At 37.8% G+C, this 20,760-nt stretch carries 18 protein-coding genes; 6 read left to right on the top strand and 12 right to left on the bottom strand.

The genetic code is table 11. The annotated features are described in order from the left end of the window. Positions 1 to 78: 78 nt before the first annotated feature. The 5 genes from ABR854_RS00640 to ABR854_RS00660 all read right to left on the bottom strand — a co-directional run bounded on the left by ABR854_RS00640 (position 79) and on the right by ABR854_RS00660 (position 3,594). Positions 79 to 258, bottom strand: a complete 180-nt coding sequence (locus ABR854_RS00640) for a hypothetical protein (RefSeq protein ID WP_350263413.1) — start codon at positions 256 to 258, stop codon at positions 79 to 81. A gap of 86 nt (positions 259 to 344) precedes the next feature. Next, on the bottom strand, positions 345 to 2,519 hold the full coding sequence (locus ABR854_RS00645; RefSeq protein ID WP_350263414.1) for a xanthine dehydrogenase family protein molybdopterin-binding subunit: 2,175 nt from the start codon (positions 2,517 to 2,519) through the stop codon (positions 345 to 347). A gap of 15 nt (positions 2,520 to 2,534) precedes the next feature. Further along, the gene (locus ABR854_RS00650; RefSeq protein WP_350263415.1) at positions 2,535 to 2,870 is read right to left on the bottom strand and encodes a hypothetical protein; all 336 of its coding nucleotides are present in this window, start codon (positions 2,868 to 2,870) and stop codon (positions 2,535 to 2,537) included. Further along, a complete protein-coding gene (locus ABR854_RS00655) occupies positions 2,867 to 3,106 on the bottom strand; it encodes a DUF4160 domain-containing protein (RefSeq protein WP_350263416.1) in 240 nt (79 codons plus the stop codon). Before ABR854_RS00655 ends, ABR854_RS00650 begins: the two co-directional genes overlap by 4 nt. Positions 3,107 to 3,108: 2 nt before the next feature. Beyond that, on the bottom strand, positions 3,109 to 3,594 hold the full coding sequence (locus ABR854_RS00660; protein ID WP_350263417.1) for a (2Fe-2S)-binding protein: 486 nt from the start codon (positions 3,592 to 3,594) through the stop codon (positions 3,109 to 3,111). Between the two features lie 200 nt (positions 3,595 to 3,794). On the opposite strand from ABR854_RS00660, the gene ABR854_RS00665 reads away from it, so the two are divergent. Then, positions 3,795 to 4,817 carry a threonine aldolase family protein gene (locus ABR854_RS00665; RefSeq protein ID WP_350263418.1) on the top strand — a complete coding sequence of 341 codons (1,023 nt, stop codon included), beginning with the start codon at positions 3,795 to 3,797 and terminating at the stop codon, positions 4,815 to 4,817. Between the two features lie 91 nt (positions 4,818 to 4,908). Continuing rightward, positions 4,909 to 5,688: a DUF3575 domain-containing protein gene (locus ABR854_RS00670; protein ID WP_350263419.1), complete on the top strand. Its 780-nt coding sequence runs from the start codon at positions 4,909 to 4,911 to the stop codon at positions 5,686 to 5,688. Between the two features lie 49 nt (positions 5,689 to 5,737). Here the strand turns inward: ABR854_RS00670 and ABR854_RS00675 are convergent, their stop codons facing one another. The 4 genes from ABR854_RS00675 to ABR854_RS00690 all read right to left on the bottom strand — a co-directional run bounded on the left by ABR854_RS00675 (position 5,738) and on the right by ABR854_RS00690 (position 9,891). Next, positions 5,738 to 7,723 (bottom strand): STN and carboxypeptidase regulatory-like domain-containing protein, encoded by a 1,986-nt coding sequence (locus ABR854_RS00675; protein ID WP_350263420.1) that lies wholly within the window; start codon positions 7,721 to 7,723, stop codon positions 5,738 to 5,740. 180 nt (positions 7,724 to 7,903) lie between these two features. Beyond that, positions 7,904 to 8,932, bottom strand: a complete 1,029-nt coding sequence (locus ABR854_RS00680) for a FecR family protein (protein WP_350263421.1) — start codon at positions 8,930 to 8,932, stop codon at positions 7,904 to 7,906. 2 nt (positions 8,933 to 8,934) lie between these two features. After that, positions 8,935 to 9,297 carry a YybH family protein gene (locus ABR854_RS00685; RefSeq protein WP_350263422.1) on the bottom strand — a complete coding sequence of 121 codons (363 nt, stop codon included), beginning with the start codon at positions 9,295 to 9,297 and terminating at the stop codon, positions 8,935 to 8,937. Continuing rightward, positions 9,298 to 9,891: an RNA polymerase sigma-70 factor gene (locus ABR854_RS00690; protein ID WP_502881169.1), complete on the bottom strand. Its 594-nt coding sequence runs from the start codon at positions 9,889 to 9,891 to the stop codon at positions 9,298 to 9,300. 216 nt (positions 9,892 to 10,107) lie between these two features. On the opposite strand from ABR854_RS00690, the gene ABR854_RS00695 reads away from it, so the two are divergent. Then, positions 10,108 to 10,827, top strand: a complete 720-nt coding sequence (locus ABR854_RS00695; protein WP_350263423.1) for a head GIN domain-containing protein — start codon at positions 10,108 to 10,110, stop codon at positions 10,825 to 10,827. Positions 10,828 to 10,910: 83 nt separating this feature from the next. Here the strand turns inward: ABR854_RS00695 and ABR854_RS00700 are convergent, their stop codons facing one another. Next, on the bottom strand, positions 10,911 to 11,549 hold the full coding sequence (locus ABR854_RS00700; protein WP_350263424.1) for a hypothetical protein: 639 nt from the start codon (positions 11,547 to 11,549) through the stop codon (positions 10,911 to 10,913). Between the two features lie 88 nt (positions 11,550 to 11,637). On the opposite strand from ABR854_RS00700, the gene ABR854_RS00705 reads away from it, so the two are divergent. The 3 genes from ABR854_RS00705 to ABR854_RS00715 all read left to right on the top strand — a co-directional run bounded on the left by ABR854_RS00705 (position 11,638) and on the right by ABR854_RS00715 (position 17,011). Further along, entirely contained in the window at positions 11,638 to 13,995 is a 2,358-nt protein-coding gene (locus ABR854_RS00705) for a TonB-dependent receptor (RefSeq protein ID WP_350263425.1), read from the top strand. A 57-nt stretch (positions 13,996 to 14,052) separates the two neighbouring features. Beyond that, positions 14,053 to 16,044: a M1 family aminopeptidase gene (locus ABR854_RS00710; RefSeq protein ID WP_350263426.1), complete on the top strand. Its 1,992-nt coding sequence runs from the start codon at positions 14,053 to 14,055 to the stop codon at positions 16,042 to 16,044. A 121-nt stretch (positions 16,045 to 16,165) separates the two neighbouring features. Continuing rightward, positions 16,166 to 17,011 carry a sugar phosphate nucleotidyltransferase gene (locus ABR854_RS00715; protein ID WP_350263427.1) on the top strand — a complete coding sequence of 282 codons (846 nt, stop codon included), beginning with the start codon at positions 16,166 to 16,168 and terminating at the stop codon, positions 17,009 to 17,011. Between the two features lie 73 nt (positions 17,012 to 17,084). Here ABR854_RS00715 and ABR854_RS00720 read toward each other — a convergent pair whose 3' ends face one another. After that, a complete protein-coding gene (locus ABR854_RS00720) occupies positions 17,085 to 18,329 on the bottom strand; it encodes an MFS transporter (protein ID WP_350263428.1) in 1,245 nt (414 codons plus the stop codon). Positions 18,330 to 19,290: 961 nt separating this feature from the next. After that, positions 19,291 to 20,721, bottom strand: coding sequence for a S41 family peptidase (locus ABR854_RS00725; RefSeq protein WP_350263429.1), 1,431 nt, complete (start codon positions 20,719 to 20,721; stop codon positions 19,291 to 19,293). Positions 20,722 to 20,760: the final 39 nt, after the last annotated feature.

Below are 20,760 nucleotides of genomic sequence, written 5' to 3' on the forward strand. Positions count from 1 at the left end.
TTTCTCAAGAAGCATTTTTAACAAAAGACTTGTATTGAGTTCAAGTTCATTGTGTTTTAAAAAGAAGCGACTTTAAAATCACTTATTTTTAAACTCCTCAACTATGCTTCTTATCAGTAGTGCCGATAATGCACCAATAACAAAAATGGATAAGAATTGTATTGCTCGAATATTCTCATTACCTACAATTCTAAAGTAGTTTCCAATTGACAACATTAGCATCACTGCAATGACAATTCTTCTTTTTTTGGCGTCCATAGGGTTTAGGGTTTTAGGGTAGATTATTTTCAAAATAAATATATAAAAAAATGGGCAGAATTTTCGTTCTGCCCATTTTTATTTTCTTACCCTAAATTCGTAATATCAAAAGGTAATTTTCTGATACGTTTTCCAGTGGCTGCAAAAATTGCATTACCCAGTGCTGGTGCAATTGGTGGTAAACCAGGTTCGCCAACGCCACCAGGGTTTTCACCACTGTCGATGATGTGAATTTCCATTTTCGGGGCTTCGTTCAATCGCATGACGTTGTATTGGTGGAAATTAGTTTGGTCGCAAACACCATTTGAAAACGTAATTCCGCCTTTAATAGCCGCCGAGATTCCCATCACGATATTGCCTTCGGTTTGAGCTTTTACGTGGTCTGGGTTTACATAATATCCGCAGTCAAGCACCGACACTACTTTATCTATTTTTACACCCGCTCCATCTTTTGAAACCGTTATGCAACAAGCCGAAATACTACCAAACGAGGCAAAAACGGCTATCCCTTTGCCTTGTCCAGCTCCGAGTTTCTCTTTCCAATTAGCCTTTTCGGCAACTGTTTCCATCACTTTTCTATAACGAGCATCTTTCACTAAATCTAAGCGTGCTTGAAGTGGGTCTTTTCCTGCCAATTGAGCCAATTCGTCAATGAAACATTCTTGTCCCCAACCAAAATTTGAGGCATAAACCGAACGCCACCAAACGATTGGAATCTCAGTTTTTACGTTTGTCCAAGAAATTTTTGAAACTGGGAATTCATATTTACTATTTTCGGTACTGATTTCGCCTGATAACCAAGGGTCAGATTCGTCAGGAGCTAAACCACCAAATACTTGACCAACAATAGACTCGCCAATAGCATGATGGTGAAAACCAGTGATTTTTCCCTTATCAACAAAACCCTGCATGTGGCTCAACATACCTGGGCGATAAGGCCCTTGCGTAATATCATCCTCACGAGTCCAAATCATTTTTACTGGCTTTTTCAATTCTTTCGCCAATAAACAAGTTTCGTTCAGATAATCGTGATATGCTTTTCTCCCAAACGAACCACCCAAAAGTGGCACATTGAATTTAATTTTATCTTTGCTGATTCCCAATGCTCTCGAAACATCGGCCAAACCGCCATCAGGGCCTTGTACGTGAGCCCAAACCTCGGCCGTACCATCGTCTTTTACGTGCACAACCGCACATTCTGGTTCGATTGGAGCATGTGCCAAGAATGGAGTTTCATAGTTTACCTCCAATTTTTGTTTGGCATTGGCAAATTTTGCATTGAAATCGCCTTTTTCTTCATATCTGATACCTTCTTTTTTAGCTGCTTCGTAAGTAGCCGCAAAATAGTTATCGGTCGTCATGGTTTTAGCTAAATCTCCATCATCCCAAGTAACTTTTAAGGCTTTTCTGCCTTTTTGTGCTGCCCACCAATTGGTTGCAATAACTGCCACGGCATCAGCTGCACGGTGTGGCATTGGCCTTTTGGTTTTAATAACCTGCAAAACACCTTTTACTTTCAAAGCTTCGCTATCATCAATCGAAACAACTTTTCCATGAATCGTTGGCGAGTGCTGAATACAGGCATAGACCATTCCTGGCACTTCGATGTCGATTCCGTAAACGGCTTTTCCTGTTACACGGTCTGGCACATCAAGGCGTTTGTTGTATTTACCTAAAATCTTGAAATCTTTCGGGTCTTTGAGTTTTGGATTTTTCGGAACTTGTAATTTTGAAGCATCATCAACCAATTCGCCGTACGTGAATGATTTATCAGAATTTTTCAAGTAAATCTTGCCATCTTTGGCATAACAGTCTGCTACTGAGGCATTCCAGCGTTTAGCGGCTGTTTCGATGAGCATTTCTTTAGCGGCTGCACCAGCTTTGCGGAGTGATGTCCACAAGCCACGCACGGTGCTACTTCCACCCGATTGTTGACTACCGTATTTTTCTTGTCCACCTGACTGAATGAGCTTTACTTTATTCAAACTCACTTCCAATTCTTCGGCAATCAGCGAAGGTGCGGCTTGCGTAGAACCCTGTCCCATGTCGGGGCGAGGATTTATCAAAGCAATGCTTCCATCGGTACTGATAATGATGAAAGGATTGATTTCAAGGTCGAGAACCGCCGATTTTGGGTCGGTATGGGAAATCTTTTTAGGGTGTTTTTCTTTGGCAAAAGAATTAAGCCCAATCATTAAACCGACTCCCGTAAGCGAGCCAGCTTTGATAAATGAGCGGCGTGAGGTATTGATATGTTCCATAGTTTTTTTAATATTTTAAACAAGTTCATTGGTTTGCACCAAACGATACTTAGAAATGGGTTGACTTTTTTCGTATAAAACAATCGGGTCTAAATCAAATGGTAGTGTCATCTTTTCTTGGGCGAAAGTAATAGTTATTGGTAAGTTTACCCATTGTAAAGTTCCCACATCGCCAATTGACGCGTATTTAAAAATGTCATAATCAGCTAATTGATAAAAGGCTTCGTGTTTACCTGATTCATTAAATTCGTCTTCAAAATCATTTACCCTCACTTCACCAGTATTCCACATACTGGTAATTTTGAAAGGCTCAACCTTAATGATTTGGGTAATAAAAGGAATATTACTCATTTTCTTAGACTTGGATTTAATTGGTAAAAAGTTTCGAGTAAATTTTCTTTATTCAAACCTGCCCATTCCACTACCTTATTTAATTGTTTTGTTGGCAAATCTCCTCTCATAATTTGTAGAGAGTCTATCGCTATCAATGCTTTGTATTCAGCATAATAAACATGAAAATGTGGCGGTAAATGGTCGTTTGAAAAAAGTAAAATCTTAATTCCATCAAAAAAGCTAATGATAGGCATCGTTATTTTCCTCCTACATTACCAGCTTTCAAACTTTCTGCTGCACGATGAATTCCTTTACGAATACGGTCGTAAGTGCCACAACGACAAAGATTTCCGCTCATATATGTATCAATATCCTCGTCAGTTGGATTGGGCGTTGTTTTCAACAATGCCACTGCCGACATGATTTGTCCAGACTGACAGTAGCCACATTGAGGAACTTGTTCTTCAATCCAAGCTTGTTGAACAGCGTGTAATTGCGTTTCGCCAATGCCTTCGATGGTTGTAATTTTGGCATTTTTGGCAAGTGATGAAACTGGAATTTGACACGAACGAGTCGCTTCTCCATTGACATGAACTGTGCAAGCACCGCATTGAGCCATTCCACAGCCAAACTTTGTGCCTTTTAGGCCCACAAAGTCTCGTACAACCCAAAGTAGGGGCATATCTGGCTCGACATCTACTTTAGTTTTTTTTCCGTTTACGGTAAGATTGAATATTGCCATTTTTTTGTTGGTTACTGGTTGATTGGTGATTAGTATATTGGTTATTGGGGAATTGGTTAGTATAGGAAATGATGAATTGCATAATTTGCACCAATTAATAACTAATTTTTCAATAACAAATAACTAATTTCCCAAATAATAACGTAAAATTTCCTAAAAAGTTAGACTTTTGCAAACGAAATTTACCTTTATCTCAAACCATGTTTATTGATTTAAGAAGCGATACCGTAACAAAGCCCAGTAAGGGTATGAAAGAAGCCATGTTTATGGCTGAAGTGGGTGATGATGTTTTTGGCGATGACCCAACTGTATTGGCTCTCGAAGCCAAAGCTGCCGAAATGTTTGGGATGGAAGCCGCTTTGTTTTGCCCATCAGGAACGATGACAAATCAATTGGCAATTCGGGGGCATACTTGGCCAGGAAGCGAAGTGATTTGCGATAAATATTCTCACATATATCTGTATGAAGGTGGAGGAGTTGCTTTGAATTCATTTTCATCGTTGAAGCTTTTAGATGGCGACCGAGGACGGTTAAACGCCCAACAAGTGCGTGATGCAATTAATAATCCCGATGATATTCATCAACCTACCACAAGTTTGGTTTCGCTCGAAAATACAATGAATAAAGGTGGAGGATGCTTCTATAACTTAGCTGATATTGAGGCAATTAGAGCGGTTTGTGATGAAAAGAACCTACCTCTACATCTTGATGGTGCAAGGTTATTTAATGCGTTGGTAGAAACCAATGAAAGCCCAAGGGTTTACGGAAAATTATTCGATTCTATCTCAATTTGTTTGTCGAAAGGTTTGGGCTGTCCTATTGGGTCATTGCTTTTGGGTAAGAAAGATTTCATTAAAAAAGCACGTCGCTCACGTAAAGTGATGGGTGGGGGCTGGCGACAAGCAGGTTTTTTGGCTGCCGCAGGAATTTATGCACTTGAAAACAATATTGAGCGTTTGAGAGAAGACCACGCTCGTGCCAAGCAAATCGGTAAAGTTTTAGATGGGCTTTCGTTCGTAAAAAACATTTATCCGATTGATACCAATATTGTGATTTTTGAATTGCCTGAAACTATTTTGGCAAGTGATTTTGTGGCACGCATGAAAGAACAAAATATTGGTTGTGTGGTTTTTGGTAAACATTTGGTAAGATTTGTGACGCATCTTGATTTTACGGACGAACATTTAGTTGAATTTGAAAAAAATATCAGAAAAGTTGGTTAAATTCGTTAAGAATGTAGAACAAGTTTCTAACTTGTTATTAAATTTTATATCTGACAAGTTAGGAAATTTGTTGTACTGAAAAATACAAATTGTGAAAAAAAAACTCGGAATACTCTGTTTTATCCTTATTACAATTCATTCTTTTGCTCAAGAAGAAAGACGTAAAGTATTGAAAATCAATCTTTCTGCTGCTGCAATGGGTGCTGCAACTGTGCAATACGAAAGGGTTTTTGGTAGTCGATTTTCGTTGGCTTTGGGGGCTGGTTATCGCCCGAAAGGTTTGTTTCCTTATGCCAAAGATTTAGAAAAGTATGTAGATTTTGCCGATGGGAAAATTGATTATATCAGTTTTGACAATGTAAAAAAGGCAGAATCTAAGATTGGAATGTATCATATTACCCCCGAAATGAGGTTCTATTTTGGAAGTAAAGGAGCTCCAATTGGTACATATCTATCTCTTTTTGCGAAGTACAACGATTTTCATGGCGATATACCAGTCTTTATCGATACCGAATACCGTGGAGTACCTGTAAGATTAGATTTACCAGTTGATACCAAATTACAAACAGTCACAGCGGGTTTGATGCTTGGGCATCAGTTTAGTTTGGGCAATCGTTTTACTTTTGATTGTTATATTATTGGAGCTCATTTTGGTCGTGTGCGTGTACACGGAGAGTCGAATCAAAATCTTGAAGGATTCGATGATGATTTCAGAACTCGATTAAGAGAAAAAATTCTGACAACTTTCAAAATTAATGAAGATTATTTGGGCTTAGTGGTTGATAATCAAGGAGTAAGGATTGATAATGTTCAACAACTTAATTACCTGAATTTGCGTGGATTTGGATTTAATTTGGGGTATAGATTCTGAGTTTTTATATAGTGTAGAGCCGTTGCATGCAACGGCTCTACCTGTGCGTTTAAAATATCCTAATTCCTCCTTGAATACCTACCCAAGAAGTAAGCGTAGCTCTTTGTCCAAAATAATAGCCTTGCTTTTCTGAAATCTTCCAGTTGTTGAGCTTTCCTAAATCAATTCCTTCATCTTTGCTCGCTAAGAAATTGAGTGTTGGAGAAACAAACAACGCAATATGTCGAGTTGCATGAATTTCTAATCCCAAACTTGCTTTACTATGTTGGTTAAGATTCCAATAATTGCCATTTTGTTGAATATGCGAGGAAACTACATCGAAATTGAGCCAAAAAGTGCGATTCAATTTCCAAGCTGTACCTAAACCATAGCCGAGCGAAAAATCTGGTTTATCTGTCATACCAAAATTATAGCCAGCCGTCAAGATATTATAAAAGCGTTTTACGCCAGTTTTAAAGGTTAGATTAAACCAGTTTACTTCATCAGCAGCAATTTCGAGGCGTTTGTAACCACCTTTTCCTGCAAAACTTAAGAGTCCAATTGGAATACAATTCTCATTTTCTTTGGCAAAATTAAATAGGCCAATTTGATAACCACGTTTTGCTTTTTGGGCATAATTAAAGACCGAAATCTGTAATCCACTCATAGTACCGCCCACGTAGTTGACCGTTCCTGCGATTTGAATTCCTTTTAAATTCTTTCCTGTGAAATTCCCAAATCCTGCCACTTGCAATCCGTTAGTGTTGCCAATTGTAGCATTGCCAAAGCCCGCTGCTTGAATACTTGCATGTGCATCTTGCAAAACAAAATTGCCGAAACCTGCCGCTTGGATGCCCGAAAGATTTTTGAACGAAGCATTGCCAAAACCTGCCATCTGGATTCCACCCGTGCTTCCGCCATTAAGGTTTCCGAAGCCCGATGCCTGCACACCGTAAAAATTCCGTCCGTTTACGCTTCCAAAACCCGCCATTTGTACGCCTTTTACATCTTGTCCAACCAAGTTGGCAAATCCAGCCGCCTGTATTCCGTAAACTTTTCCTCGAACCACATTGAAAACACCTCCAATTTCGAGGCTACGAACACCCAACGAATAACCCCCGATGATATTGACCGAAACATTATTGATAACATTCCCGCTCAGATAATGATTAGTGCCAATAAAAGGCAAAAACGAAATCTGAGCAGGGCGATAAATAGTATCACGAATATTGTCAAGATGAATATTTTGTTTGGTCGTAATGAACCAATCCGTTAGGCGTCTTTGCGTAATTTGGAACTGTTGTTTAGCGGTATTCCAATATTCTTGGTAATCTATTTTTGGAATCTCGATAATGATAGAGTCCTTGGCTTCGACGGGTTCGATTTTAGTTATTATCGGTTGAATAACTGGTAAACTATCGAGCTTTTTGTTGGGAAGTGAATCAATCTTGAAAGAAATCAATCGAGAGATTGTATCGACTTTTGGGAGTTTTGGGATAGCTAAAAGTTTGATATTGAGTGTTTTATCTTGTTTTGAGCGAATCAAGATTCGTTCGTCTTGGTAGTTTTGTTTCCTGACCAATAAATTCACGTTGTTTAATTCTTTCGGGATTTTTAGACGGTAGTAGCCATATTGATTCGATATGGCAGAAGCAAGCGTTACAGGTTCGTAGATACTCGCTTTCTCAATTTTTAAGCCCGTTTCTCCGTCTGAAACGTAGCCCATAACGAAAAAATCTTTCTGTGGTTCTTCGCTTGCTTTTTTTAGAATGATATAATTATTACGGTTCTTGAAAGTTGCCGTATTGCCAAAAATATCGCTTAGAATCTCTCTAACAGCTTGGTTTTGTGCCGAAACCGAAACTCTTTTTTCGACCGAAAATTCATCTGGATTATAAGAAAAACTAAAATTTCCTGCACTGGCAATGCTTTTGAGTGCATTGTCGAGGCGTTCGTTCGAGATTTTTATAGAAATGATTCGTTCGAGCGGTGGCCGATTTTGGGCAAAAACTTGGGTGATTGAGAGCAGTAAAAAAAATGTGAATAGCTTTTTCATAAATGCTTAAAATGTGTTGTTTGAAGCTATGACATTTTACTTTTGGTTTTCCCCTATTTTCAGTTACCAATTATCAGTAAACAGTTATCATAATTGACTCGTAAATTTGACGTTTTAAAAACTTGCGTTAACCTAAATTAAGAAGAGTAAATGCACCGATAACTGGTCACTGATAACTGTTCACTGCGAACATCCTGCTCCATCAATGATATATTTTTCACCTTCGGGTGTAACTTTCAAATTGAGTGTTTCGGCAATGACGTTGAGGGCATTAGGAAGTGTTTCGTTAGTGAAAGTAGTGGTTAGGCGACAGGTTTTTATGTTATTATTTTTCAGAATAATCTTCGTATGGTAGTTTTCACTCAATACATTTATTACATGTTCGAGACTTGAATCCTCAAATACAAAAGTCTTGGTTTTGTAGGCAAAGGTATTTTTATCAAGCATGACGGCTTTCTTAATAGAATCTTTTTCAGCCTCAAATTCGGCTTCTTCACCTTTTACCAAAAGCGTTTGTTTCTTTTCATGCTTAAATTCAACTTTGCCCGATTCCACGCTTACTTTTACATTTTTTGTGTAGGCTTTTACGTTAAATGAAGTTCCCAAAACCCGAATATCAGAGCCATTGGCGTGAATGATAAATGGTTTGTTTTCGTTTCGCTGGACCTTGAAAAATGCTTCGCCTGAAAGATTAATTTCTCTTGTATCTCCTTCAAAATCAGCAGGATAGCTTAGATTCGTATTTGCATTTAAGAAAACCACCGAGCCATCGGGTAGGGTTTGCTCTAAGGTTTGATTCGTAGTTTTGAGTGAAATAATTTCTGTTTCTTTCTTACTTAAAAAGACCGCTAATATTCCTGCCATCAAAAGTGTGATAGCGGCTGCAATGCGTAGGTATAGCCCCACCCCAACCCCTCCCCGATGGGTAGGGGCTTTGTTTTCTTGTGTAGAAGTTGTGAAACTTATGACATTATCTTTTTGGTGCTTTACTTGGTGCTGAATTTTATTCCAAGCAGCATCAACGTTTACTGGTTTTTCTTCTTTTATGCGTGCAACTTGTTGCCAGATAAACTGATAATCGTCGAGTTCTTTTTGGTGATTTTTATCTTGTTTCAACCAATTTTCAACCAATGCCGATTCTTGGGCATCAGTTTCCTGTGCCAAGAATTTTCCCAAAAGGTCTTCGGTTATTGGTTGGTTTTCGTTCATTTTTATTCAGAATAATAAACATTTATCTTATAAACTTCTAAGTTTTCATTAAAAGTCATGACTTCTGCGGCTCTTTTATTAGTAGCAGTGTTTAGATAGTAAATCGTGATACCATCAATGCCAACCAAGAGTTCTATTAACTCAAACTTTAGATTTGGGATTCGCTCTAAACCAATTGTCCAATATTTTCTAACCTCCTCTTTACCCACCACAATACCATTGCTCTGCGGATAAAGTTTAGCAGCCATTGGGGTAGTAATAGAAAAATCATCGGTATAATGACTCAAAATTCTATCGAGGTCATGCGAGTTCCATGATTCAATCCATTCGTTGGCAAATGCTTTTGCAAAATCAAGTGTTATCATCTAATTCAAAAAAAATAAAAGTAATGGTAAATATTCTGCCAGTTCGACTCTTAATATTTTTAGTGCTTTTCCAATCTGATTTTCAACTGTTTTTGGCGAAAGCTCCAATTGTTCGGCAATTTCGTGGTATTTCAATTCTTCAAATCTGCTCATTCTGAATATCAATCGGCATTGTTCGGGTAATTTTTTGATGGCTTCCTCGATTTTCGTTTCGAGTTCATTTTTCATCACTGTTTGGCTGACCGACTCATACGAAGCTTCATAAAAATTTACGGCGTATTGCTGATATTCTTCTCTAACTTTTAAATGTTTTATTCGGTTCAAGCAATGATTATGCACCGCTCGATATAGGTACGACTTTAACGAAATACTGATTTCCAAATCGCTGCGTTTTTCCCAAATACTCAGAAATAGGTTCTGAACAACCTCTTCGGCTTCATCCATTTCTTTCAAAATCGAATTGGCATAGTTGCACAGACTCTGATAATATTTCCGAAAAGTTTCTTCGAAAATACGCTCATTGCCCTCTCTGATTGCACCAATTATTTCTTGTTCAGATAAAACCACCGATTGTAAAAGGAATATTTTGTGCAAACATAAAGTTTTATGTTCAATTTTCTATGTCTAAAGTTGATGAAAGGTAAGATTACTATTCTTACTTTAACTTCTATTTTTCTATTATGACAATTATGTTGAAAGTTTCCCCTAAGGGGAAGATGTTTTTTTGAAAATATTTTTTGGAAGAGTAGGGGGAAATTGCTTTTGGTTTGTCATAGCATCAAACAAATCAATGAAAAAACTATTAAAAAAATGAAAAATGTAAGAATTGCCTCCGTTTTAGTGATGACCGCCTTGAGTTTAAGCATGAGTTCGTGCGATGTACTTCAACAAACCGTTGACCCCAAAAATGCCGTACAAGAATCTTTTGATGTAAAGAATTTTGATGGCTTAGAAATTGGAAATGCTTTTGAGATAACGGTTAAGAAAGGAAACGATTTCAAGATTAAGGCATCGGGCGATAGTCGAGATATTGATGATTTGGTGGTGAAAGAACGCAACGGCACGTTGGAAATTTATTACAGAAATAATTGGCGATTACGTAGATACAGAATGAGTATAGAAATCGAAATGCCGACTTTGAAAGAAGTTGATTTCTCAGGAGCTGTTGAAGCAAGTGTAAAGGGTTTTGATAATCTTTCAGATTTAGAAATTGATTTATCGGGAGCATCAAAAGCAACATTTTATACAAGTGCAAAAAACTTTGATATTGACCTATCGGGGGCTTCAACGCTTGAATTAGAAGGAAAAACTGATAAAATCTATGCCGAATTATCGGGTGCATCGAACCTAAATGCTTTTGGTGTGGAAGCTACTGATGCCTCGTTGAACCTTTCGGGAGCGAGCAATGGCCGAGTAAATGTAGCCCAACAACTCAAAGTTAAAGCCAGCGGAGCAAGCAAAGTACGTTATCGTGGGGCAGCCAAAGTAGAATCTGACCTTTCGGGGAGCAGTAAGGTGGTGAAAGAATAAAAGTCCACTGTTCACAGTCGATAGTCAATAGTTCAATAGAAGTTTTGTCTGTTGATAGTTGACTCTCGCCTGTGGACTAATTTTCAATTCGCATTATAATGATGCAAAAATGAGATTAAGCGTTCGTAGCTTAACAAATCTTCATCAGTACCATTTTTAAGTAGAAAATGGCGGTAAATATTCGTAATTGTCGCAAAATTGCAGTTATCGCTCAGTTTTGCGGCAATTATTCCTTTAAAACACCGATGAACTTGATTGTATAAATATCGGCAAGGCATTGTTGGCGAATCATTCAAGGTGTCTTCAATAAAACTTAGTGAATCAGCAGTATTTAAGAAATCGAATCCCTTTTCTTCAAAAAAACTTTTTATTTCCTGCGTTACTTTATCAAAATCTTCTTGATTACTGACTTTATATCTGAAATATTTGATTTCGAGAAACTTACCGATGCTTATGACTAATGTATTGGCCGCTGGGCGATACCCAAAACTATTATTAAGGAATTGCTGTGCTATTTGTTCGATAAACTCGAATCTTACGCCAAAGTTTACTTCAACCCAAAACACTTTTTGTGCTTCTGAAATAGAAAAAATTATATTCTGAAATCCGTTTTGTGTAGATTTGCGGTACTGCTTCTGGTCAGGGAAAAAACCAAACCCTCGCAATTGGAAAAAAGCATCCAATTGCTCATAAAACTTGGTCTCGAACTGACTATGTATCATATCTGAATTCATTTACTGATAAACCTTTGTTGTATCTAAATGTTTAGATTTAAGTACTAAAATATGTTTTCTCTTAATTAATATACTGATGTATAGAGGATTTCTCACTGTCATAATTTTGGTAGGCACGAGCTTTGGGTTGATTGCCCAGTCGAGTTCAAAAAATATGCCATCGGCTTCACAAATCATACGTGGAAAAGTAATTGATTTTGTTAGCGAACAACCTGTTGTTGGAGCCTCGATTACGGTTTTAAATGCAAAAAAAGGTACTGAAACTAATGCTGATGGTAGTTTTTTATTCGAGAAAATGCCAACAGGGCGTTATCAAGTGCAAGTAAGTTCGGTTGGTTATGAAAGCCAAATAATAGCTGAAATTTTACTTGAATCGGGCAAAGAAATGGTACTTGAAGTCAAACTTCATCCAACAAGCAACCAACTGGCTGAGGCCGTTGTGAGAGCAACATCAGCCAATCTTTCGGGTGCAGTCACGAGTATTCAGAATATCACAACCGAGCAGATTTTCCGTTATCCTGGCACATATCTTGACCCTGCACGTCTGGCAACTGCTTATGCTGGTGTGGCCAATTCAAACGACCAAGCAAATGGGATGGTTATAAGGGGGAATTCACCCAACGGAATGCAGTGGCGTTTGGAAGGTGTAGAAATAGTAAACCCTAACCATTTGAGCAATGCAGGAACTTTCAGCGACCGTGTGACTCAAAATTCGGGCGGTGTAAATATTCTTTCTGCACAATTATTGGGCAATATGAATTTCTTAACGGGAGCTTTTCCTGCCGAATACGGAAATGCTCTTTCGGGCGTAATGGATATGCGTTTGCGTAAAGGAAACGATAAAAAGCATGAATTTACAGCACAGGCTGGTTTGATTGGTATTGATTTGGCCGCCGAAGGCCCGATTGGTAACAATGGGGCGAGTTACCTCGTCAATTATCGCTATTCGTTTACGGGCTTGTTGGCAACGATGGGTGTAAAATTTGGTGGAGAAGACATTCGATTTCAAGATTTAGCTTTTAATCTCAATTTCCCAACTAAAAAAGCAGGTACTTTTATGCTTTTCGGAATGGGTGGATTGAGTAGCAATGTTTTTGAAGCTCAACGAGATACTACTCAGTGGGAAGTGCAAAAAGATGGATTTGATATTTATTACAAAAATAGAATGGGTGCTGCTGGACTCTCACACAGCTTAAATATCGGTAAAAAACTCTTATGGAAAACCGTTATTGCGGCATCTGGACTAAAAAATACTCGTGAAGGCTATGTTTTGAGCAAAGTAAATTTTCAACGTTTCTTGATTCAGGCCGATTCTTCAATTCGAGCAAAGGCCTCGGTTACTACAAATCTGACCTATAAATTCAATGAATTTGCCAATTTGAAAGTAGGTGTTTTCGTAACTCGTCAATACGATGAACTATTTGCTCGTTCGGCCGATAAAAGAGCTAATGGTGCAGCCGAAGGATTAATCATTCAACCCTACGCAAATTTACACTTAAATCTTTTATCTAAGCTATCGGCTAATGTGGGCTTACATTACCTTAATTATACATTCAATCAGACCAAATCTGTCGAACCTCGTTTCTCGGTTCAGTATCAACTGTCTAATAATCAGTCTCTTAGCTTTGCTTATGGTTTGCATAGCCAATTGCAGCAACCCGAAATCTATTTCGCACTGGCCACTCAAAATAGTGCATTTCTGGGTAATGCCACGCTTGATGTTTCTAAGTCTCGCCATTATGTTTTGAGCCACCAATATTCTTTCAAAAAAGGCTCTTATTTCAAAACAGAATTATTTTACCAGCAGCTTTTTAATATTCCATCGGCTTCGATGAACCCAACGTTTTCTACCTTAAATTTGGTTGAAGATTTCACTCCTGAACCGCTCCAAAATTCGGGTACGGGTCGAAATTATGGTTTAGAATTGACTTATCAACAGTATCTTATCAATGGTTTTTATGCCCTTACAAATGCCACACTTTATAATGCAACTTATAAAAACAATGACGGAGTAGAGCGAAATAGCCGTTTTAATGGAAAACACATTTTTAACTTGACCATAGGGAAAGAGTGGGTGCGGAGCAAAAGTGGGATGCCACCCAATCGTACTTTTGGAACGAGTATCAGAGTGATTTGGCTCGGCGGATTTTACGAAAGAGAAGTAAACGAACAAGCTTCAATTGATAATAAACGATTGATTTATAGAAATGCTGATGCTTTTACTGTAAAACAGCCCGACTATTTCAGACCAGATTTTCGTATTTACATGAAAAAGTCAAAGGAAAAGTATTCTCGTACACTGGCTTTGGATATTCAGAATATTGCTAACTATCAGAATGTTTCGTACAGTTACTATGATATTTTGCAGAATAAAATCGTTAGACAATATCAGATGGGTTTGATTCCGATTTTGAGTTATCGTTGGGAGTTTTAGTTAGTCCACCATCAATGGCCGATTTCATTAGCAACGGCCGATTTGAACATAAAAAACATGAGAGATATAGTTAAAGTATTTATTATCAGTGTTTTGTCTTTTTCTGCTTTTGCTCAGGAAGATGGAGCTGTACTTTGTGCCGAGTCGAAACAGCAGTCATTTGAACGTTTGTCGAAACAGCGTTATGGGCGTATTGCTTACCCTGGCGATGATAAAATTGATGTAACTTACTATAAACTTAATCTCAATATTTCATTTACTGATAAATCTATCAAAGGTGAAACCACGATTAATTTTAAGACAAAATCTACGATTTCAACTTGCTTTTTTGATTTAAGAAATGCCCTAAAAGTTGACTCAATAAAACTCGGTACAAAAAAGCTGGCTTTTGTGCAAGAAACCGAAAAAGTAAACGTAACCCTTGATAAACAATATACCGAAGGGCAAGCCGTAAGCTTAATTGTATTTTACCAAGGGAAGCCAAATGGTTCAGCTTTTGGTAGTTTTGTGTTTTCTACACATGGAAGTGGTAATGCACCAATAGTTTGGAGTTTGAGCGAGCCTTATGGTTCGCCCGATTGGTTTCCCTGCAAAGACTCGCCTGCCGATAAAGCCGATTCTTCAGATGTTTGGATTACGATGCCTTCGACCTTTGTGTCGGTTTCTAATGGGGTTTTGATACAAGTACTTGCTAATAAGGATAATACGAAAACCTATCAATGGAAAAATAGCTATCCGATTGCTCAATATTTGATTTCGATTGCTTGCTCGAATTATACCGAGTATAAAAATTATTTCAAATATTCTGCTACTGATTCAATGACAATCAATCATTTTGTTTATCCTGAATCATTCACCGCAACTACTAAAACGCAACTCGATCAAACGCCTTTCATGCTCAAATTGTTTTCAGAGAAATTTGGACTTTATCCATTTATTAAAGAAAAATACGGACACGCACAATGTGGCTTTGGCGGTGGAATGGAACACCAAACTTGCAGTTCGATGGGCAGTTATGGTAGTAGTTTGATAGCTCACGAATTGGCACATCAATGGTTTGGCGATAAAATTACCTGCAAAAATTGGGAAAATATTTGGCTCAATGAAGGTTTTGCTACTTATAGCGAAGCCATTTATGCCGAAGCTGTTGGCGGAAAGAGTGCTTATCAGTCAACCATAAATAATAATGCCACCAGAGCGAAAAGGGCCACTGGTAGTTTGTATGTGCAAAATATTAATGATGTTTTTGGAGGGATTTTTGAACCAAATCGTAGTTATTATAAAGGTTCGATTGTGCTACACATGCTTCGTGGTATAGTAGGTGATGATAAATTTTATCAGATTCTACAAAACTATTTAAAGTCGAGTGTGGCTTATGGTGCAGCTACTACCGAAGATTTTCAGAAAGTAGCCGAAGAAACTACAGGACTAAAATTGGATTATTTTTTCAAGCAGTGGATCTACGGTGAAGGCTACCCAAAATACACTTATAGTTGGAATCCGAGCGAAATTTCAAAAGAATTGAAAATAACGATTGCTCAATCCACAAATACAAATCCTGTGGTGTTTTCGATGCCAGTTGATATAAAAATTCTAATGGCGAGTGGTGAAGAAATTACTTCTACGGTTTTTGTTGATAAAGTAACGCAAGAAATTACGTTTTCTAAGCCACAAGGCGTAATTTCGCAGGTAATTTTCGACCCTGACAATAAAATATTGAAAGATGTAAGCGAAAACAAAGTTACCTCTGCAATTACAGCAAACGAAGTCGAACAGATTTTGGTAGCGTGGAATATTTTTCCAAATCCTACTGATAATCGGAACGCCGAACCGCAAGTAGTTGTGGGTTTTGATTTGGAAAAAAAAGCAGAAATTGAAGTCGAAGTATTCGATAAATTAGGGAGAAAACTCAAATCAGAGATGGTTGAGAATTTAATAACTGGGAATTATTCAAGACAAATTTCGTTGAGCGGATTCTCAAGCGGCATATATTTGGTGCGTTTACGCATCAATGACAAATATTTTGGAAAGACATTAATTGTTAGATAAAAAATCGACGTTCCGATGTTTTGAAGTTCCGAATAGAACAACCGCATCGGGAGTCCGATTTCAAGTTGTTTTGTAGATTGTTCATACCAACCGAACAACTTAGAAAGTTGTTCTACTTCAAATGAAATTATTGATACTGGCGGGCGGGATGTCATCTCGCATGAAAAAAAACTTAGAAGGTAATTCTAACCTTGATTCAAAATTGATTGAACAAGCCAATACTTTACCAAAGTCGATGATTGGACTTGGCAAAGATGGCCGCCCATTTCTGGACTATGTATTATATAATGCGTCAGTGGCGGGAGTGAAAGAAGTGGTGCTTTTGCTTAATCCAAAAGATACTGTTTCGCAGCCTCACTATGAAAAACTGATGCAGGAAGGTACAAGCTGGGGTTTGCAAATTGGCTTTGCTCGCCAACATATTCCTGAAGGCCGTGAGAAACCACTCGGTACAACCGATGCCATTGAGCAAGCTCTCAATCAGTTTCCTGCTTGGAAAAGTAGCCGATTTATTGTTTGTAATGGTGATAACTTGTATCCAGTAAAAGCCTTTGAATTATTGCTTGATGAAACTTATCCAAACGCCATGCTTGATTGGGACACCGATGGATATGATGAACCAAGAGTAAGAAATTGTGCTATTATCAAGAAAGATTCGGAAGGATATTTGATTGATTTGCTCGAAAAACCAAACGACGAAGAATGGGCAGAAATCACGCAAACAATGCCAAGAATTGGTATTAGTTGGAATATTTTTGCCTTCACAAGTGCCGACTTGATACCTTTTTTAGAGAAAACACTACTTCATCCAGTTAGAAATGAAAAAGAAATTCCTGTAACCGTGCGTATGTGGGCTAATGAAAATCCGAAAGGCATTTATACCATACAAATTGCCGATGTATTGCCCGACCTTACGAGCAAACATGATATTGCTGAGGTGCAAGCTTTGTTGAATTATGAAATTTGAGTTTGAGAACGTCGGCAAGCAGTTCCACTGTGGGCTTTAAGCCTTGCCGACGTTAATTTTAATCGGATATTTTTCAATCAGTCGAAATAATTTCCTTTGTAGGGTCAATAAAAAACCAAAGAGCAGATGCTACAATCAAACAGCCAGCAATCAAGAACAACGGATAATTGAAATTACCAGTTTGCTGTACGATTGTACCGAAAATAATTGTGATAAAAAATCCTCCCATTTGTCCTGCAAAATTCATTGCACCCGTCACTGTTCCCGAATTTCGTTTACCAATATCTACACAAACTGCAAAAGCTACGGGTAAAGTTAAGTCTTTCAGAAATACACAAAGTGCCAGTAAATAACCAGCCAGTTCATTATTTCCAGTCAGTCCAGCACCTAAAAAGCAAATGCTTGAAGAGCCTAAACCCGCCACACCAACGATTCTACGGCCAAGTTTTAGTCCCAATTTTTTGCTCAGAATATCGCTTGCAAAACCACCAACTACACAGCCAATTGCACCTAAGAAATAGGATAGAGAAACAAAGTTTTTGGCTTGTTCTTCACTCATGTGACGACCTTCTTGAAAGTATGTTGATGACCAATTGGTGAAGAAATATGATGCATAAAAGAACAAGTGGCACATCAGCATCAGTATCCAAACATTGGGGTTTCTGACGATGGTTTGCCAGCTAATTTTGTGGCTAACGGGTGCTTGTCGGCGAGCAGATTCGATTTCTTCAATTTCTTTTGGGGTGATTCCTTTATGCTCAGCAGGATTATCACGAAACCACCAATACCAAACTACTGCCCACAAAGAGCCTACAAATCCGAGTATAAAAAAGGCATAACGCCAGCCAACTGCATGAACCAAAGGTATTACCAAAAGCGGGGTCAATGCTCCACCGATGCGGCCAGCCGCCCAAATAACTGACTGAGCCCTTCCGACTTCAACAGCTGGAAACCAGCGAGAAATAACGATTGAAGCATTTGGGTATGCTCCTGCTTCGCCAATTCCAAATAAAAATCTGACTATCAATAAATAGATAAATCCGAAAGCGGTACCCGTGAGAGCCGTAAAACCTGACCACCAAAGCACTACACGAGTGAGGATTTTACGTGGGCCGATGCGGTCGCCGAGAATACCTGTTGGTAGCTCAAAAAGTGCATAAGCTAATGAAAAAGCCCCCAAAATATAACCAAAAGACTGATTGTCGAGGTGTAAGTCGGCTTTTACGTATTTGCTTACTACATTCATGCAAACACGGTCGAGGAAAGTAATGATTGAAAGCAGAAATAATAAGAAAAGAACTCGGTGGCGAATTTTCATGAGGTTTAGGGAATTCAGGCTTTAGGTTTTCATTTCCCAAATGTATAAAATATACAGCAGAAAAGCTCTTTTGGTACAGAGTAAATAGAACCAATTTTGAAGTGGCAGTCCTGCAACAAAGTTTATGGCACTGAAAAATTGCTGCTATGAGTTCTTATTAATCGGTAATATTATATTTTGGTGTTTTTTTATAGAAAAAAATGTGTCCGCTTAAAAAGTAAATTTATTTACGAGTGCTATTGATTTCTTATTGAGCGGATATATTTCTTAGAATTATGATAAAAAATGCTGTTTTTTATTAATTTTTACTTTTTTAGTGGCATGATTTTTCCGCTAAGCATAGAAGAAAGAATTAAGATCACTCATAAATGTGCTTTTGAGAATATCATAAAATTTATAAGAATTGAGACATTAATCGTACATGTTTCGTGGCTCAATCAACCGTATTTTTTCAAACACTGGAATGAAGATACGATATGAATTTTTATACCCGACTCAAAAAAACTGTAACACCATCTTTCAAGAAAAGCACAAGATTAACTCTATGCACAAATATATTTTGGACCATTGGATAAGTTGGTTTCCTAATTTACCCAGTTATGAAACCTTTGTGAGTTGATTAAATCGAATTTCGAGTATTTTTCCAAATCGGTCGGTCCGAAAAATTCTCAAATAATCACACCAATTAAAGATAAAAAAAGTGTTTCAATGGTTCTTAAACAGTTTGACCAAGCATTTAATGACTTGTTTTCAACGGCTGTTTCATCAATAAGACAACCTGTCGAATCTTTTTTAATTGGTTACAACAAGTAACAAATATTCGAATCGCATCCAAAGTACGTTCAAATAATGGACTAATTATACATGTGTACGGAAAATAACTTTAAATACAGTACTTGAATTGGATTCTAATAAAAAAAGCTGCCTTTTCTGGCAGCTTTAATTTCATTGTTGATATATTTTACTTAGGTAAAGTCACAAACATATCTTTGCGATTATCAGCAGGATTATCAGAAATATGTTCTTCTAAAATCGCTGACTTATCCATTGTTCTATATGAGCGATTGGCTGTAACCGATGCCTCAGCAGGAACAACAACGCCAGTAATTACTTCTAAGGCTTTTTTGAGCAAAGTCTCGCTTTCATCGCCCCATGGCTTGAAAGGATATACATTATCAGAAACAATATAGTCAGGTGTGAAACCAGTTTTTGTACCATAAGCCGACTCACCCTTTGAATTCACTGTACGCAATACGATCGGTTGCATTCCCCAAGTCCAGCGAGCTGGTTTAGTTTCATCCGAAATCGTTATCGAACCTACATTTTTCCCATAAGTGTTTTGTCCAACAATGATTACATCCATGTATGGGCGTAAGCTATTGATAACCAATTCACTGGCTGATGCAGTGCCATTTGATGTAAGTACAAATAAGCGACTTAAATTCAAGTTATTTGGTTGATTACTAAATTTCGTTGGTGTAGCTACTGATGGATATTTAGCTTTAATTGTGGCGTTCCATTCGTCTTGATGAATGACGTTATTGGTGTTGAGATTTTTCACCACTAACGAAGAAATCAAATCGGCGGATGAAATTCTGCCTCCACCGTTGGTACGTAAATCTAAAACCAACTCATTGACACCAGCCGCCTTGAATTGCCCAAAAACTTGCTTTAATTGGTCATCATAAGTCTCTAAAAACTGCGTATAAACTAAATACCCAATCTTTTTATTCCCTTTTTCGATGACTTTCGAAAATTGAATAGGGTTATTTTGCACCACACCTTTAGTGGCTGTAATAGTTTTGCCTGATAGTACATAACTACCGTTTTTGAGTTCGCCCAAACCAAAAGTTGCAGTTTCGTTATTAGCAATCAAAGTAGCAAAGTTTGTACCATTGATTTGTGTACCGTTGATGGTCAGAATAATATCGCCACGTTTCAGTCCAGCTTTTTCGGCAGGGCTTCCCAAAATCACGTTTGAAATAAAGAAAGCTACGTTTGTTTGTGTATTATCTAAATAAACGGCTGTACGAGAAAACCCAAAAGAAGTACTAATCCCACTCAACGAAGCAGTTAGGTCAGTAATATTTTCACGAATCCACGAAAAACGGTCAGTATTTGGGTAATCGTTGAGTAGTGAATAAAAATAATGTGATTTTATATCGGCTTCGCCATCTTTTCCCGTTACTAAGGTCAAATCAGTTTTGTCTTTGGCTGGCATTTTATCCGACCATAAATACCACTCTTTCATTTGGTCATAGACCCAACTATTGGCCGCAGCATTTGGGCTATTGACAGTAGCTGTAGTAGTTGGCTCAACTGTATCTTTTTTACAGGAAAAAGCTCCAACTACTAAAAATAACAATAGAAACTTATTCAATTTGGTTTTCATATACTGTTAGTTATTTGTTGATTTTAAAGACGTAAACTA

This window comes from Emticicia sp. W12TSBA100-4 (assembly GCF_040253585.1).
Lineage (GTDB): Bacteria > Bacteroidota > Bacteroidia > Cytophagales > Spirosomataceae > Emticicia.